Source organism: Bacillus sp. JZ34, assembly GCF_053903205.1.
In genome coordinates this window covers 3257216-3270377 of record NZ_CP096403.1, presented here as the reverse complement: position 1 = coordinate 3270377, position 13162 = coordinate 3257216, and the positions used below count along the sequence as shown (strand labels likewise).

17 protein-coding genes are annotated in these 13162 nt (G+C 45.7%); 12 read left to right on the top strand and 5 right to left on the bottom strand.

All coding sequences use genetic code 11. The features are described 5' to 3' along the window. The first annotated feature begins 16 nt into the window (after positions 1–16). From M1D90_RS16675 to M1D90_RS16665, 3 genes are read left to right on the top strand one after another with little or no spacing between them, the layout of a single operon-like run. On the top strand, positions 17–1135 hold the full coding sequence (locus M1D90_RS16675) for a Rap family tetratricopeptide repeat protein (protein WP_026579963.1): 1119 nt from the start codon (positions 17–19) through the stop codon (positions 1133–1135). After that, the gene (locus M1D90_RS16670) at positions 1125–1262 is read left to right on the top strand and encodes a hypothetical protein (protein ID WP_167564567.1); all 138 of its coding nucleotides are present in this window, start codon (positions 1125–1127) and stop codon (positions 1260–1262) included. The genes M1D90_RS16675 and M1D90_RS16670 overlap by 11 nt, the downstream gene beginning before the upstream one ends. Positions 1263–1266: 4 nt before the next feature. Further along, on the top strand, positions 1267–1545 hold the full coding sequence (locus tag M1D90_RS16665) for a hypothetical protein (RefSeq protein ID WP_020450785.1): 279 nt from the start codon (positions 1267–1269) through the stop codon (positions 1543–1545). Positions 1546–1617: 72 nt separating this feature from the next. Here the strand turns inward: M1D90_RS16665 and M1D90_RS16660 are convergent, their stop codons facing one another. Next, positions 1618–1803 (bottom strand): YhzD family protein, encoded by a 186-nt coding sequence (locus M1D90_RS16660; protein ID WP_026579962.1) that lies wholly within the window; start codon positions 1801–1803, stop codon positions 1618–1620. A gap of 117 nt (positions 1804–1920) precedes the next feature. Here M1D90_RS16660 and M1D90_RS16655 point away from each other — a divergent pair, with 117 nt between their 5' ends. The 6 genes from M1D90_RS16655 (at position 1921) to M1D90_RS16630 (ending at position 9694) form a co-directional block, all read left to right on the top strand. Continuing rightward, a complete protein-coding gene (locus M1D90_RS16655) occupies positions 1921–2817 on the top strand; it encodes an ABC transporter ATP-binding protein (protein ID WP_020450787.1) in 897 nt (298 codons plus the stop codon). Further along, positions 2810–4078 (top strand): ABC transporter permease, encoded by a 1269-nt coding sequence (locus M1D90_RS16650; RefSeq protein WP_020450788.1) that lies wholly within the window; start codon positions 2810–2812, stop codon positions 4076–4078. Before M1D90_RS16655 ends, M1D90_RS16650 begins: the two co-directional genes overlap by 8 nt. Positions 4079–4197: 119 nt before the next feature. Beyond that, complete coding sequence (locus tag M1D90_RS16645; RefSeq protein ID WP_023856551.1) at positions 4198–5424, top strand: metallophosphoesterase family protein; 1227 nt, start codon at positions 4198–4200, stop codon at positions 5422–5424. Positions 5425–5437: 13 nt separating this feature from the next. After that, complete coding sequence (locus tag M1D90_RS16640; protein ID WP_128822860.1) at positions 5438–8398, top strand: AAA family ATPase; 2961 nt, start codon at positions 5438–5440, stop codon at positions 8396–8398. Positions 8399–8447: 49 nt separating this feature from the next. After that, positions 8448–9392 carry a 3'-5' exoribonuclease YhaM gene (yhaM, locus tag M1D90_RS16635; protein ID WP_035339075.1) on the top strand — a complete coding sequence of 315 codons (945 nt, stop codon included), beginning with the start codon at positions 8448–8450 and terminating at the stop codon, positions 9390–9392. A gap of 68 nt (positions 9393–9460) precedes the next feature. After that, entirely contained in the window at positions 9461–9694 is a 234-nt protein-coding gene (locus M1D90_RS16630) for a sporulation YhaL family protein (protein ID WP_020450792.1), read from the top strand. A 44-nt stretch (positions 9695–9738) separates the two neighbouring features. Here M1D90_RS16630 and M1D90_RS16625 read toward each other — a convergent pair whose 3' ends face one another. After that, positions 9739–10599: a peptidylprolyl isomerase gene (locus tag M1D90_RS16625; RefSeq protein WP_020450793.1), complete on the bottom strand. Its 861-nt coding sequence runs from the start codon at positions 10597–10599 to the stop codon at positions 9739–9741. A gap of 163 nt (positions 10600–10762) precedes the next feature. Between M1D90_RS16625 and M1D90_RS16620 the strand changes: the two genes are divergently transcribed. Then, positions 10763–10849 (top strand): YjcZ family sporulation protein, encoded by an 87-nt coding sequence (locus M1D90_RS16620; RefSeq protein ID WP_003180245.1) that lies wholly within the window; start codon positions 10763–10765, stop codon positions 10847–10849. A gap of 127 nt (positions 10850–10976) precedes the next feature. Continuing rightward, the gene (locus tag M1D90_RS16615; protein WP_020450794.1) at positions 10977–11075 is read left to right on the top strand and encodes a YjcZ family sporulation protein; all 99 of its coding nucleotides are present in this window, start codon (positions 10977–10979) and stop codon (positions 11073–11075) included. 54 nt (positions 11076–11129) lie between these two features. Here M1D90_RS16615 and M1D90_RS16610 read toward each other — a convergent pair whose 3' ends face one another. Both M1D90_RS16610 and M1D90_RS16605 read right to left on the bottom strand, forming a co-directional pair. Next, complete coding sequence (locus M1D90_RS16610) at positions 11130–11345, bottom strand: hypothetical protein (protein WP_003180249.1); 216 nt, start codon at positions 11343–11345, stop codon at positions 11130–11132. A gap of 78 nt (positions 11346–11423) precedes the next feature. Next, the gene (locus M1D90_RS16605; protein WP_020450795.1) at positions 11424–11939 is read right to left on the bottom strand and encodes a DUF3267 domain-containing protein; all 516 of its coding nucleotides are present in this window, start codon (positions 11937–11939) and stop codon (positions 11424–11426) included. A gap of 213 nt (positions 11940–12152) precedes the next feature. Here M1D90_RS16605 and M1D90_RS16600 point away from each other — a divergent pair, with 213 nt between their 5' ends. Next, positions 12153–12500, top strand: coding sequence for a YhaI family protein (locus tag M1D90_RS16600; RefSeq protein ID WP_456282902.1), 348 nt, complete (start codon positions 12153–12155; stop codon positions 12498–12500). On the opposite strand, the gene M1D90_RS16595 is transcribed toward M1D90_RS16600, so the two are convergent. Next, the gene (locus M1D90_RS16595; RefSeq protein ID WP_020450797.1) at positions 12497–13117 is read right to left on the bottom strand and encodes an HTH-type transcriptional regulator Hpr; all 621 of its coding nucleotides are present in this window, start codon (positions 13115–13117) and stop codon (positions 12497–12499) included. The genes M1D90_RS16600 and M1D90_RS16595 overlap by 4 nt on opposite strands. Between the last annotated feature and the right edge of the window lie 45 nt (positions 13118–13162).

Below are 13162 nucleotides of genomic sequence, written 5' to 3'. Positions count from 1 at the left end.
TTGGGAGGCGGGGAAATTGAAACAGAAGATTCCATCTGAATACGTTGCTAGTAAGCTGAATGATTGGTACAACGCCATTCGGAAAAATCAGATCGCCGCCAGTGAATCATTGAAAGCGGAAATTTTAAATGATTTTCAAGACATGGAAGAAAATCAGGACGTCCTGCTCTACTATTCGCTGCTCGAATTCAGGCATAAGCTGATGCTCAGCTATTTGAAACCACAAAAGACTGAAAATATTGAAAAAAACCTCCGCGACTTAGAAGAGAAAAAGGACCAAATGACAGGTTTACTAAACTATTATTACTGGTTTTTTAAAGGGATGTATGAGTTCAAACAAAAGCGGTTTGTCAAAGCAATCGGCTGCTATAAAACGGCTGAACAAAAAGTCAGCGCCTTGGAAGACGAGGTTGAAAAAGCGGAATTTTATTATAAGCTGGCGGAAATCTACTATTATATCAGCCAGAGATATTTATCGATCAACTATGCGACGCTCGCTTCCGACATTTTTAACCGGTATGAGACGCTAAAAGAAAAAAAGATTTTCTGCGATTTTATCATTGCCGGCAATTGGGTTGAATCGATGACATACGGACCAGCGCTGAAAAGCCTGGCCAACGCGCTTGAAGACGCCGCGAAAATCAAAAACAGCCATTTGACGGCAGCCGCTCATTTTAATTTGGGAAATTGCTATTTCCATCAAGAATCGTACCGGGAAGCCTCAGATCATATGGAGAGCGCCCTTTCCATTTTTGAACAGGAAAGTTCATCATATATTCCAAAAGTGCTGTACAACTTAATGTACGTCCGTCTAAAACAGGGAAATCATGTCGGAGCGGCCGACTGTTATGAAAAAGGCATCCGAAGTGCGGCATCGCTCGGAGATGAAGAACACGCGGCCAAGCTTAACATTCTATCCGGGCTGTATTTGGACGGCGGGGATCGGAAAGCCGTGGAAATCGGATTTGATTATTTGGAGTCAAACCATTTATATGCCGCTGTTGAAGAGCTGGCTTTAGACGCAGCCCAGTACTATAATCAAATGGAGCGGCTTGAAGATGCCATTTTTTACTATGAGAAGTGCGCTCAGGCAAGACGAAAAATCAAAAGGGGAGATGCGTTGTATGAAAGCTAAACTGTTGTTCGTCGCGGTGTCGCTGGCTGTTGTGTTAACGTCTTCAGGCTTTTTGGCAGATGCGGGAAAAGCTCCTTCCTTGTACGCGGACAAAATGATCACGACTGACAAGGAGGCCCGAGTTTAAGAACATGATTTCATCTGAGAATGAGCGGGCTGACGCAGCGAAAGAATGGACGATGTATATTACAGTTTCTTGCCTTTTCATCCTGATCGTCTCTGTGATTTGTTTTTTCGCTCCAGCCTACAGCTTGCAGGATCTGCTGTTTCGACTGTTTGATGCCGTCATCATCTGTGTGCTGGCGGTCAATGGCCTTTATTTTCTGCGAAAAAATAAAGGCGTCGCTTGCTTATCGTTTTTACTCTGTTTCATCAACATGGGACTGCTCATTGTTATGATGATCCACTAGTGTTTGGCGGATTAAAGGGCAGGCGGCAGCGGGAGACCTTCCCCAAAAGAGCCGCCTTGCCCCGTATTTTAGTCAGCTCCGGAAAACAATGATTTTACCGGACGAATGTACTACCCGGTGTGTATGCTCCAAAAATTGCTTTTCCTTCAGCATTCCTCTTCCTTTCTCTTTCGCTTCTTCATCATCGGCCGCTTCAAATCGCTCATTCAAAAGCGTTTCTCCACCAGTATCGAAAACGGTTACATAATAATTTTCCATTTCTCTTCCCCTTTCTCAAAATATGATCTATTTGTTTAAAATTATATAAAAATCAAAAAAATCCTTTTTAAAATGGTATGACTAACGTATGATTGTAAATTGGAAGGAGGAGTTATTATGCTCAAAATCGATCACGTCACGAAAAAGTTCGGTTCATTTACAGCTGTAAACGATCTGACGCTGGAGATTCCAGACAAGCAAATGTTCGGTCTGCTCGGCGCCAACGGAGCAGGGAAAACGACGACATTCCGAATGATATTAGGCCTTTTGAATGCGACAGAGGGTACTGTCACATGGAAAGGACAGCCGATTAACTACGGTATCACAAACAGCATCGGCTACTTGCCCGAAGAGCGCGGACTGTATCCGAAGCTGAAGGTGAAAGATCAGCTCGTATACCTTGGCCGCCTGAAAGGCATGACAAAGCAAAATGCGCTCAAGGAAATGGAGAAGTGGCTCGAACGCTTCCATATTACGGAGTACGCCGACAAAAAGGTTGAGGAGCTCTCCAAAGGGAACCAGCAAAAAATTCAATTCATCACGGCCGTGCTGCACAAGCCGGAGCTTTTGATTCTTGACGAGCCGTTCAGCGGTCTCGATCCGGTGAATGTCGAGCTTTTAAAAGACGCGGTCATTTCTTTGAAAGACGACGGCACTTCGATTGTATTTTCAAGCCACAGAATGGAGCATGTCGAAGAGCTGTGCGAACACGTCTGCATTTTGCAGCGCGGGACGCCTGTCGTTCAAGGGAAATTAAAAGAAATCAAACGTTCTTTTGGAAGAAAGAATGTCACGATTCACGCAGACGGCGACTTGAGCTTCTTGAAAGAGGCGGACGGCATCGTCAAATGGCGGGATCATTCCGAAGGAGTCCGCCTGCAGGTCGAAAATGAAGAAGTCTCTCAAGAGCTGTTTACAATGCTTCAAGGACGCGGGTTTATCAGAAAATTTGAACTTGAAGAGCCTTCTTTGCATGATATTTTCGTCGAAAAGGTAGGTGCCCGTTATGAATAAGTTTTGGATTGTTCTTTTTCATACATATCTCAGCAAGCTGAAAACAAAGTCGTTCATCATTTCAACGGTGATCACGCTTGCGCTTGTCGTGCTCGTCACAAATCTGGGATCGATTATTTCCATGTTTGATGACGGCGGAGAGGGTGATAAAATCGCCGTCATTGACCGTTCAAATCAGCTGTACGACACGTTTGCCCAGCAAGTGAAAGCACTCGACACTGATGAAGCGCTGGAAGTCGAAAAAGCGGATAAACCGGAAAAAGAGCTTGAAAAAGACGTCAGAGACGAAAAGCTCGAAGGCATTTTAATCCTGGACAGAGATAAAAAAGGCGTGCTGAAAGGAACGTATAAAGCGCTCGAAATCGCTGATTCCACAGCTGTCTCCACGATTGAACAGGCGCTCTCACAAGCAAAGGTTGCCGTTGGAACGGCTGAATTGAACGTACCACAGGAAAAGCTGAGTGAACTGTTTACACCGGTAAAAGTCAACAGTGTCGCCTTGAAAGAAGGAGCGAAAACCGAGGAAGAGCTTCAAAAGGCGACAGGGCTTGTATATGTTGTGCTGTTTGTCATCTATTTTTCGGTTTTGACGTACGCGTCAATGATCGCGACAGAAGTTGCGACGGAAAAGTCTTCCCGCGTGATGGAAATTTTAATTTCCAGCGTGCCACCTGTCCAGCAAATGTTCGCCAAACTGTTCGGCGTCGCTCTGTTGGGATTGACACAGATTGCCGCGCTGTTTCTTGTCGGCTATCTTTCGCTCCAGTCCAGCCAGGAAAAGGGAGGGGATGCAGCCGATATGATTAAAGGATTTCTTGACATTTCCGGCGTACCTACTGCAACGCTTGTGTACGCGGCCATTTTCTTGATGCTCGGCTACTTCCTCTATGCAACTCTTGCGGCATTTCTCGGAAGCGTCGTCAGCCGGATTGAAGATGTTCAGCAGATGATTTCGCCGATGATTCTGCTGGTCGTCGCAGGATTCGTAATTGCCATGGTCGGGCTAAGCACACCAGATTCAACGTTCATTACCGTTACTTCATTCATTCCGTTCTTTGCGCCAATGATCATGTTTCTCAGAGTCGGCGTGCTTGATATTCCGTTTTGGGAAGCGGCACTCGGCATCGGCATTACCGCTCTCACCATTGTGATTCTCGCCGTCATCGGGGCGAGGGTGTATAAAGGCGGCGTGCTCATGTACACGAGCGGCGGCGGATTGAAAAATATCAAACAGGCACTTCGTCTGTCGAAAGATCGATAATGAAAGAGAAAAGCAGCTTGAAAGAAAAGCTGCTTTTTTCGTGCAAAGAGTAGAACGTGCATTCGCTTTCAACCCGTGATAGAATGGGAGCAGAATATTTTATGAAAAGGAGCAGAAGATTGACAAACATCACTTTCATTCATGCGGCCGATCTGCACCTGGACAGTCCGTTTCACGGCATCAGCCGGCTACCCGAAGAGGTTTACCGGCGGATCAAAAACAGCACATTTAAAAGCGCTGAAAATGTGTTTAAGCTTGCGATTGATGAAGAGGCCGACTTCATTTTGCTTGCCGGCGATCTTTTCGACGAAGCAAACCGCAGTTTAAAAGCACAGATGTTTTTGAGAAAGCAATTTTTAAAGCTGAAAGAGAACAACATCCAAGTCTATGTGATTTTTGGCAATCACGATCATCTGGGCGGCGATTGGACGCCGATTGATTGGCCGGACAACGTCCACATTTTCTCGTCGGAAGACATTGAAGAAAAATCGTTTTACAAAGACGGCCGGCTCGCCGCAAGCATCTACGGCTACAGCTATCCCGAGCGCTCTGTTTTTGCCAATAAGGCTGCTGAAATCAAAAAAACGACCGACGCGCCCTTGCATATCGGCATGATTCATGGGACGCTTTCCGGGGAGAGCGGCCATGATCCGTACTGTCCTTTTTCCCTTCAAGATTTAAAAAACGGCCGGATGGATTACTGGGCGCTTGGCCATATACATAAAAGACAGGTCATTTCAGCCTCCGAACCGGCGGTGATTTATCCGGGAAACACGCAATCGCGGCACATGAAGGAAACGGGAGAGAAAGGCTGCTATCTCGTCAATGTTTGCGGCGGAGAACTGTCCTTCGAATTTAAAGCCTTATCGGATGTTCTGTGGGAAACGGCCAGCATCGATATCTCAGAGACAAAGCAGATGACAGAGCTGATCAGCCTGATGCAGGATGCCCTTCAATCTTTCAGAAACAGAGGCAAGCCGGCATGCGTCAAGGTGGTATTGACAGGAGAAACACCCTCTTATTTGGCGGAAGGACAGGCCGGCATCGTGGACGAGATCCTTGACATCTTCCATGAAGAAGAGCGGGAGGAAGACGCGTTCATCTGGCTTACCGCGATCGAAGATCAAACAGATGCCGCCTTGTCTGGAATTGAACGGGACGCTTTTTTTCAGGAGCTATTGCAAGAAATGCAGGAATTTCAGGATTTCAGCCTGATTTTTGACGATTTGGAGCGGCATCCGGTCTTTAGAAGGCACGGAGAGCGGTTTCATGAAGAAGACTTCCGGGACATTCGCGCGCAGGCGGAAAAACTGCTGCTTCATGAACTGAAGACATTGAAAAGATAAGGGAGGGTGCAGGGTGAATATACATGCGATACATATATACGGATACGGTAAATTTGCCAATCAGACATTTCGCCTGTCTCCTTCAAATCTGCATTTGGTCTACGGGCTCAATGAAGCCGGGAAAACGACGCTCATGTCGTTTATTGAAAGCGTGCTGTTCGGTTTTCCGAAGACGAAACGGTATGAGCCGAAAACGGGCGTTATTTACGGGGGGATGCTTGAGGTCGGGCACCCTGATTTGGGGCAGATCCGGATCGAACGAACGGCCGGAAAGCCTGAGCGGGTCACCGTTTATCTGGAAGACGGCAGCACGAAGCCGGAAGGTTTTTTAAATGAGCTGCTGTCAGGCGTCGACAGACAGCTGTATAAAGCGATCTATTCATTTGACGTGTTCGGCCTTCAGGAAATTCATAAATTCAACCGCGACAAAATCGGCCGTTTTCTGCTGTTTTCGAGTCTGTTCGGCTCTGATGCGATTTCAAAGATGGATGCCGGCCTCGTGAAAAAGCAGGAAGAGCTGTTTAAACCGAACGGCCGGAAACCTGAACTGAATCAGGAGCTCGACCGGTTAAAAAAGCTTTCCGAAGATTTGAAAAAAGCGAAAGCGCGGGAAGGCGACTACCACCGCCTGTTAAACGAAAAAAAAGGCGCTGAGGCCTCAATAAAGGACAGCGGACAACTGCTAAAAGATCTTGAGCATCTCGTCTCACAAATCGAGCAGGCGATTGAGATTCTGCCGGCAGCCGCGGAAAAACGCCAGCTGGAAGAGCAGCTCGCATCTTTCGGCGGCTCAGGGGAAAGCCGTTTCCCCGAAGGCGGACTTTTTGAGCTTGAAAAGCTCGAATCCCACCTGCATCCAAAAGCGGCTCAGCTGAAGGCGCTGGAAGAGAAAAAGCGCCGTTTGGAACAGCGGGCCGCCGCTTTTGCACCGGCTGAAGACTTTCTCGAGCACGAAGCGGAAGAGCTTTTAAAAACATATCCGTTTTACCAGTCGTATTCCGAAAAAATCGCGTCTTTGACTGATCAGCTTCACCAGATTAACGGACGGGTTCAAGCGGGGCTTAGGCGCCTGAAAATCGAGGAATGCGATATCCTCAATGCGGACACCGCGTATGAATATGAGTGGAAGCTGCAGGAAACCGCTCAGGCATACATCGAGCTGCGTGAACTGAAACGGTCGCTTGACGAACGCTTTGAGCAGGCGAGAGCTGATCTGGAGGAAGCTGAACAGGCCCACGCCGCTCTCAGCAATGAAGTGATGCCGGAAGATGTCCGCAAGCAAAAGGAGGAAACCCTCAGCCGGCTTGCGTCCGCCGGCGGCCATGCCGGAAGGCGGGAAGAGCTGCTCCTTCAGCTGTCCTATCTGAAGCAAGAACAAAAGGTTCGGATGAAAAGAAGAAAGACCGCTTTTGCAGTAGCGCTTTGTGCTGCTTTTGCGGCAGCTTGTGCGGCGCTCTTTTTCAAGGAGTGGTTCCCGGGCGCTTTACTCGTGCCGATCTTGCTCATATTTGCCGCTGTTGTTCTAAAAAAGCCCGAGCCTTCCGCGGCAGCGGCTTTTATTCAAAAACAGCTGGACGACATTGATCGCAGCGGTACAAAAAGCGGAGTGAGTGACAACGCTTTGAGGGAAGAGCTGTGGAAGGACGACCAAACCCGGCAGCTCCTTATCGCAAAACAAGCAGAGCTCAGACAGAGAGAAGCGGAATATGAAAGAGCGATTCAGAAGTTCGAAGCGTGGGAAAAGGATATCCGTCCGTATCAGGAGAAGACCGAACGCTATTTGAGAGAGCTGAACCTGTCAATCGACCCGTCATTTTTAGCCGATGCGTACGCTTTGATCAAGGAACTCCGAGAGGAAATGTTGAAAAAGCGGGATATCGAGCAAGAGCTGAGCCGCCTTCAGGCTAAAAAAGCATCCTTTGAATCGGAATTGAGAAAGCTTGTCTCATCTCTCGGCCGCGCTGGCGAAAGCGTCCAAGAGCAGGTGTTTCTACTGAAAAGCGCGCTTGGTTCCCAAAAAGAAAAACTTCGGCAAAAACAGGAAGCGGACGTGTCTTTAAAGCATACCGCCGAACAAATCAAAGAGCTGACAAAAGAGACGGAATACTTCCAATCCCAAATTGGCGAACTCTTTCAAAAAGCAGGGGCGGACGGCCGTGAGATGTTCATCGGTCTGGCGAAGCGCGACCAAGCCAAAAAAGAATTAACGGCAAGGCTCGGGCAGCTCAAAAGAGAGCTCGGCAGGCAGGACGAGAAGGCCGTCATGCTTGCATCAGAACACTCTCTTGCAGAACTGAAAGGAAAGCTGGCCGAGGCGCAGGAAAAAAGAGCCCGTATAGAAAATAAGCTTGCAGAAGAAAGACAAAAGGCGGCGAATGTCCATGCGGAACTGGTCAGACTTGAGGAATCGGGAGCGGTATCCGAGCTCGCCTATCAGACCGGAATGCAAAAAGAGCGGGTCGCCGAACTGGCCAAAAAGTGGGCTGCCGTCAAGCTGATCCGGCAGGCGGTCAAAAACAAGATCGATGAACATAAGAAGGTTCGGCTTCCGAAGCTGTTACAGACGGCTGAAACATTACTAAACCCATTGACTGCCGGGCAATACGAAAAAATTTATTTTTCTGAAACAGATGAATCCATGATGGTCATGCGGAAAGACGGGGCTGTTTTTTACGCCCACGAACTGTCCCAGGCAACTTGTGAACAGCTCTATTTAGCGATCCGATTCGCTCTGGCCCTCTCCCATCAAAAGGAAGTCAAATTGCCGTTCCAGCTGGATGACAGCTTTGTCCACTTTGACCGGGAGAGGTTTAAACAAGTGCTGAACATCTTAAAAAAGCTTTCAGGCGAAGATCAGCAAATTTTGTATTTTACGTGTCATGAACATGTAAGAGAAGCTTTTCACGACGAAGATGTGATCCTGCTGCCTTCCGTCATGAAAAAGGTGGAAGTGAAGGGTATAACTAACAAATAAAAGTGTGTGCTATAATGATTTTATGTAGGAAAACGGAGGGAGCTTTATCATGGCAAAAGGTATCATGCTGCACGAAGTTGGCGAGCAGGTTGATTTGTATTTGCTCATTAAATCGTCAACGAAAGGAATCGCGAGCAATGGGAAACCGTTTTTAACGCTGATGCTCCAGGATCAGTCCGGAGATATAGAAGCGAAGCTTTGGGACGCCAAACAGCAGGACGAAGTGACCTACGGCCCGCAGACGATCGTGAAAGTGGTCGGCGACATTCATCATTACCGCGGGCGGAATCAGCTGAAGCTGAGAAACATCAGACCTGCGGGCGACAATGACAATGTCAAAATCGATGACTTTCTTGAGACTGCACCGATTCCCAAAAACGAAATGATGGATGCGGTCACTCAATATATTTTTGAAATGAAAAACCCGAGTATTCAGCGAATCACGAGGCACCTCGTCAAAAAATACGGCAAGGAATTCATTGATTTTCCAGCTGCGACGAAGAATCACCACGAGTTCGTATCAGGTCTCGCATACCATGTTGTCTCCATGCTGAACCTGGCCAAATCGGTCGCAGACCTGTATCCGTCGCTCGATCGCGACCTATTGTACGCAGGTGTTATTTTGCATGACCTTGGAAAAGTAAAAGAACTATCCGGACCGGTGTCCACGACCTATACTGTCGAAGGGAATCTGCTGGGGCACATTTCGATTATGGTGACAGAAATTGCAAAAGCAGCCGAAGAGCTTCAAATTGATTCAGAAGAAGTGCTGATTCTCCAGCATTTGATTTTAAGCCATCACGGCAAACCCGAATGGGGCAGTCCAAAGCCGCCGATGGTCAAGGAAGCGGAAATTCTTCACTATATCGACAACCTTGACGCGAAGATCAATATGATGGACAGAGCGCTCGAACGGGTCAAGCCGGGAGAGTATACCGAACGCGTCTTTGCATTGGATAATCGTTCCTTTTACAAGCCTGTTTTTCACAAATAAGCGTCATAACTTGTCTCCCTTTTGCATAATGTCTGATATACAGTTTATTCAAAAAAGGGGGAAAAGCCGTGCTGCTGTTTCCGTGGTGGGTGTACCTTTGCATCGTCGGCATTATTTTCAGCGCCTATAAGCTGATGACGACGGCAAAGGAAGAGGAAAAGATCGATCAGGCTTTTATCGAAAAAGAAGGCCGCATTTATATCGAACGGATGGAAAAAGAAAAAGCACAGCGCATGAAGCGTTCATTGGATGAAGATCAAGAACAGCATGAAAAATCGGCTGATAGTCATTCCATCGCATAAAAAAAGCTGTCCGGCCCCGCGAGGGGAGGACAGCTTTTTTGGCGTCAGCTGCTGCTGCTTGTCTGAGCTTGGCGCTGGTCGACTTGTTTTTTCAACTCTTTGTCTTTTACTTTTAGATCAGCATCTTTGACAAGTTTGTCGATAACAGATTGCAGTTCAGTTTGATCGTTTTGTTTTTGTTCTTGGACCTCTTTTTTGAGATCTTTTTTCATGTCTTCATATTTGCCGCGCTCTTCGTCTTTCTTAATGATGTGATAGCCGAATTGCGATTTCACAGGGCCGCTGATTTCGCCGGTTTTCAAAGCAAACGCAGCTTTGACGAAATCCTTGTCCATGTTATCTTCCTTGCCGACCCATCCGAGGTCGCCGCCTTTTTCGGCTGTTCCGTCAGTTGAATACTCTTTTGCAAGGTCTTCGAATTTTTCGCCTTTTTTCAGCTTTTTCTCAACTTCTTCAGCCGTTTTCTTTTCCTTCACAAGAATGTGGCTCAAGTGGATTTTGCCTTTCAGGCCGTCATAATATTCTTTTACGTCATCATCGGTTACTTTTATGTTATCCTTTGCGGCTTTTTTCATGAGAAGTTCGTATTTGATCTGTTCTTTGACGAAGTCTTCGCCTTTCTGCTCAATGAGCTGGTTGAGCTGGTCACCCATCGACTTTTTGTACTCGTTCAGCTTTTTGTCGATTTCTTTGTCGGAGACATTGTATTTATCATCGAGTACTTTTTGCTGAACGAGCATGTTCAGTGCGTCCGCTCCGGCATTGTCTTTTAATGTTTGATAAAGGTCTTCTTTTGTAATATTTCCAGCTTTTGTTTCTGCAACAACCTCAGAGTCTCCTCCGCTGCATGCGCTGAGAGCCAGCACACTTGTCGCTGTAATCGCCGCAATTGCAATCTTCTTCATAAATGCAAACACTCCTAATCATAACAGTTTAAACTTTCCTTTGAATTGTATCATATCATATTCTGACATGCTGTAAAAAGATTTTCAACAGAGGGGCATCCGTCTAGTCAAATTTTCTTTCCGCTCATACAAATATATTGATCAAGAAAAGGAGGTCAATAACATGAGCGGAGGATACTCAAGCGGTTTTGCTTTATTGGTCGTGTTGTTCATTTTATTAATCATCGTTGGTGCAGCTTATCTGTACTAAAACCTTAGAAAATGAGAAAAGAACCGTCATTTTTTCAGGCGGTTCTTTTCTTTTGGACGATAGCCTAATCGTTTCATGACATTCGTGCATACACTAATGTAACGACTGGGGCAGAGGAGGTGTCAATATGGGCGACGGTTATACAGGAGGTTTCGCTGGCGGCTTTGCGCTGCTTGTGGTACTGTTCATCTTATTAATTATTATTGGTGCTTCTTGGATATGCTAATCAACAAAAGGATAGCTGCCGGATCAATACGATCGGCAGCTATCCTTTTTTTCTTTACACCGTAAAGGAAATCTCAATGAATGATGAGATCAATAAAATTAAGATCAGCACATTAATCATTCTAAACACCTTATCCTGCCGTTCTTCAGGAATCTCTCTGACAAGGCATAAAGAGTTTGTAAGCTTGTTTATGTTGAAGACAGTAAAAACCGCAAACAAGATGAAATAAAAAAGGATGATAGGAGATCCCCCTCTCTGTTTCTGCTCCATACTACATTACCAAATATTTATTAAAAAAGATAGAAAATAGACTGAAAAAAAGGATTTTCCAAGTGCCGAGCGGCTGGATTATTTTTGTATTAAAATATCAAAATCGTCGGCTTCCTGATCGACATAGCAGTTTTTAGGCGCTTTGATCAGTTTCCAGGCAAACAGAAAATCAGGCAGACAATAGCCGAAATGAATGCTTGAAATGATGCAGAAATAATGAGCAAAGCTCGGCATCACAGCCCCCGCGTAAAATAAAGCAGGCGTGATGACGAAAAAAGGGCAGAGAAGAGAGACAAGCATCGTGTTTTTTGGAACTTCTCTCCATGTTCTCATTTTCAACCAATAAATCTTTTTTTCTATTTTTTTCTTGCTGATCAACGGCAAGATATGAAGAATTTTATGGGCAATTATAGCCGCAACCAATAGTCCTGCAAACAAAAGGGCATGATCGCCTCTCTGAACAGTTTGCGGATGAATCAGCTGCATCGCTAAATATTCGGGAATAAAAAATAAAATCATTAAACTGACGGCAGTGAGCACGATGCGCATGCCTCCATAATCTTTAACGAGATTGATGGTTTTCCAGCAACTCATAAATGACATCCTTCCGTTTCAACAAACTGTTATATGAAATCCTCAGAATAATTTACTCCTCTGGATGAGAAAAATCAATCCCTTTTTCGAAAAAAATTTCGTCATTTTCCAAAGAATTTAGAAGGGTGTAAAAGGAACAGAAATCTCCCGTGTTGAACTTTCATCAGAAGGGAATATCGGCTAAAATAAGAGAAAGGGAGAGAAGGGACAAATATGAACTCTATGGAGCAACGCCTTGAGCGGCTGGAATATTACATCAAACTGTTATTGAACAATGCGGATATGGAAGAGTATCCGTATTATAAAATGTTGATCGAAAAGGGCTTATCAGAGGAAGAAGCAAAGGAAACGGAAAAGCTGTGCGAAGAGCTCTCCAAGGAGCTTGAAGAACAAAAAGCGCAAGGATATGTGATGTTCGATCATCTCCTCACGCTTTTTGCGGGACAGTTAAATGAAAAACTTGAAGTGCACGAAACGATTTTCGCCCTTCACAGACAAGGTCTGTACAAACCGCTGATGAGCGAATTCATCAGCATTATCAGGCAATACGATCTGGCTTAGTTTTTAAGAGGCTCAAGCGGTTTGTCCATCTCTATCGATTCCCCGGCTTCTTTTGCTTCTTGTTTTTTCTTCATTTTGCCCTCTTCGCTCGTAAATTCACTTTCGATGTTTGAAAACGATTTTTCGAAAATTTCCATGAAATCATCGCCGTAAATATGGCGGATGATCGACATCATCTCGACGATTTCTGGAAACTTCCCGTACAGCTGATGAAGGGGCTGAGCGCCTTTTAAGACGGCATTCCGGGTCGGATCGTAAGACTCGAGGATTTTAAGGAAAACGTCTTCACCTTTCGGAGTCAGCTGAATGTAAGTGTTTCGTTTGTCATTCAACTTTTTGGAAAACTCCAGGTAACCTCTTTCCTCAAGTTTTTTTGAAAAATTAAACGCTGTGGATACGTGCATGACGCCGAACTTGGCGATTTCCGAAATGGATGCACCGTTCAGCTGGTAAGCGATCCACAAAATATGATGCTCGTTAATGTTCAGATCATAAGGTTTAATCCACTGCTGCCAATCCTTTTCTATTGACTTCCAAAGCGCCTTGCTAAGCTGTGCCATTCTTTGACTGAATAAAAGGGCTTCTTTCACCGTATAGGGCTCTTCCGCTCGATTCATTCACTTCACCTGCTTCTCTTTATCTTATAATTTCTATTATGCCAA

Excerpts from the sequence above, each read along its gene's own strand:
- M1D90_RS16670 (WP_167564567.1), top strand. The coding sequence starts at position 1,125 with ATGAAAGCTAAACTGTTGTTCGTCGCGGTGTCGCTGGCTGTTGTGTTA.
- M1D90_RS16665 (WP_020450785.1), top strand. The coding sequence starts at position 1,267 with ATGATTTCATCTGAGAATGAGCGGGCTGACGCAGCGAAAGAATGGACG.
- M1D90_RS16660 (WP_026579962.1), bottom strand. The coding sequence starts at position 1,803 with ATGGAAAATTATTATGTAACCGTTTTCGATACTGGTGGAGAAACGCTT.
- M1D90_RS16655 (WP_020450787.1), top strand. The coding sequence starts at position 1,921 with ATGCTCAAAATCGATCACGTCACGAAAAAGTTCGGTTCATTTACAGCT.
- M1D90_RS16650 (WP_020450788.1), top strand. The coding sequence starts at position 2,810 with ATGAATAAGTTTTGGATTGTTCTTTTTCATACATATCTCAGCAAGCTG.
- yhaM (WP_035339075.1), top strand. The coding sequence starts at position 8,448 with ATGGCAAAAGGTATCATGCTGCACGAAGTTGGCGAGCAGGTTGATTTG.
- M1D90_RS16625 (WP_020450793.1), bottom strand. The coding sequence starts at position 10,599 with ATGAAGAAGATTGCAATTGCGGCGATTACAGCGACAAGTGTGCTGGCT.
- M1D90_RS16620 (WP_003180245.1), top strand. The coding sequence starts at position 10,763 with ATGAGCGGAGGATACTCAAGCGGTTTTGCTTTATTGGTCGTGTTGTTC.
- M1D90_RS16615 (WP_020450794.1), top strand. The coding sequence starts at position 10,977 with ATGGGCGACGGTTATACAGGAGGTTTCGCTGGCGGCTTTGCGCTGCTT.
- M1D90_RS16610 (WP_003180249.1), bottom strand. The coding sequence starts at position 11,345 with ATGGAGCAGAAACAGAGAGGGGGATCTCCTATCATCCTTTTTTATTTC.
- M1D90_RS16605 (WP_020450795.1), bottom strand. The coding sequence starts at position 11,939 with ATGAGTTGCTGGAAAACCATCAATCTCGTTAAAGATTATGGAGGCATG.
- M1D90_RS16600 (WP_456282902.1), top strand. The coding sequence starts at position 12,153 with ATGAACTCTATGGAGCAACGCCTTGAGCGGCTGGAATATTACATCAAA.
- M1D90_RS16595 (WP_020450797.1), bottom strand. The coding sequence starts at position 13,117 with ATGAATCGAGCGGAAGAGCCCTATACGGTGAAAGAAGCCCTTTTATTC.